1 protein-coding gene and 1 pseudogene are annotated in these 1,665 nt (G+C 69.5%); both read left to right on the top strand.

The annotated features are described in order from the left end of the window. Nucleotides 1-259 (top strand): annotated as a pseudogene (locus tag D180_RS22370) (hypothetical protein); the annotation flags it as partial. 143 nt (nt 260-402) lie between these two features. Continuing rightward, nucleotides 403-1,593 (top strand): GGDEF domain-containing protein, encoded by a 1,191-nt coding sequence (locus D180_RS22365; protein WP_017914520.1) that lies wholly within the window; start codon nt 403-405, stop codon nt 1,591-1,593. Nucleotides 1,594-1,665 lie beyond the last annotated feature (72 nt).

The following is a 1,665-nucleotide window of genomic DNA, read 5'->3' as shown; positions in this document are numbered from 1 at the left end:
CCCCCCCCTGCCGCAGCGGCTGGCGCTGTACCGCACCCTCACCGCCTGCGGCATCGACCATGCGCGACGGTATGGCCAGCGCCTCAACCAGAGCGCCGGCGCGGCCAGTTTCAAGCGCCAGCGCGGCGGCATGCCGGTCATCGAGTACAGCGCGGTCGATGCGCGCCACCTGCCGCTGCGCCGACGCCAGCCGATCGCCGCGCTCGGCGCCCTGACCCGGCGCATCGGTGTCCCGCTGATGCGCCAGTACCGGCTGTGAGGCCAGGCAGCGCCGGGCCCGAAGGCGGGCCGTAATCGTTTTCAGCGTCGATCGCGCATGCCGCGTCGGCTGCCCGACGCTGGCACTGGCATATACTTTGCTGCATCTGCAACATCTCATCGCCGCTGCGGCCCGGAACATCTGTGGAATGGATTGCGCATCTGGCCCATGCCGGCACCTTGCTGATCGTCAACGCATTGCTCGCGGCGGTGTCCTCGGCGATGTTCCTGGCGCTGTACGTCACCGGCCGCAAGGAACGGCACGCCCGCAGTCTGTTGCTGCTGACGCTGAGCTACGCCGTGTTCACCCTGGGCTTCGGCACCCTGCTGGCGCCGGCCTGGCACTACATGGACGTCTGGGTCGCGCCCGCCGGCAACGTCACCCTGGACGTGGCCACCGCACTGACGCTGATGGCGGTAAACGCCTACCTGCGACGCCCGCTGCTGCAGTGGACATTGCTGGTCCCGATCGCGCTGCTCTGCGCGCTGGAACTCTACAGCCTGCACTACACAGGCCTCGATCACCGCATCATGGTGATCTTCGGCGGCCTGGTACGCGGCATGCTGACCCTGGCCACCGCGGTGGCGCTGTGGCGCCACGCCGACAGCACCGTGCGCACGCCGGCGCGCTTCACGGCCGTCTTCCATTTCCTGTGGGCCGGCATGGTCGGGCTGCGGGTGGTCTGGTGGGCCTTCCATCCCGACGTCGATACCAGCTACGACCCGACCACCAACTTCGGCCTGCTCTCGCGCATCGTACTGACCGCCAGCATCACCCCCGGCTTCCTGTGGATGCTGACCCGCGAAATGAACGCGGAACTGCGGCGGCACGCCTCGCAGGATCCACTCACCGGGGTCACCAATCGCCGGGTGATGTGGGAGCGCGGCGAGGCGGCGACCCTCGATGCCGCACGCAAGCGGGCGTCGATCGCGGTGCTGATGATCGACGTGGACCATTTCAAGGCGATCAACGACCGCTTCGGCCATGCGGTCGGCGACCAGGTGCTGGTCGCCATCGCGCAGACCCTGACGCAGCACATCCGCATGCCCGACTTGCTGGCGCGCATCGGCGGCGAGGAGTTCATGGTGCTGATTCCGCAGGGCGACGAGGCGTCGGTGCGCGATCTCGCCGAACGCCTGCGGCGGCGCATCGAGCAGCAACAGATCGATGCCGCGCCGGAGGCCCCGCTGGTGTGCACGGTGAGCATCGGCTACTGCCTGTCGTCGCCCGGGGCGCAGGCGTCCTGGCAGACCCTGGTGCTGGCCGCCGACCAGGCGCTGTACGCGGCCAAGCGCGCCGGCCGCAACCGGGTCGCCGGCACCACCATCACATGAACGCGCGCGGCGCGCGGCACACCACGCGCGTGGCGCCGGCGGCATGAGCGCCTGGCATCCGTCCCTGTACCG

Source organism: Xanthomonas sp. SHU 166 (assembly GCF_000364685.1).
Lineage (GTDB): Bacteria > Pseudomonadota > Gammaproteobacteria > Xanthomonadales > Xanthomonadaceae > Xanthomonas_A > Xanthomonas_A sontii.
The sequence above is the reverse complement of the archived record's forward strand: the minus strand, read 5'-3'. Positions and strand labels throughout refer to the sequence as shown.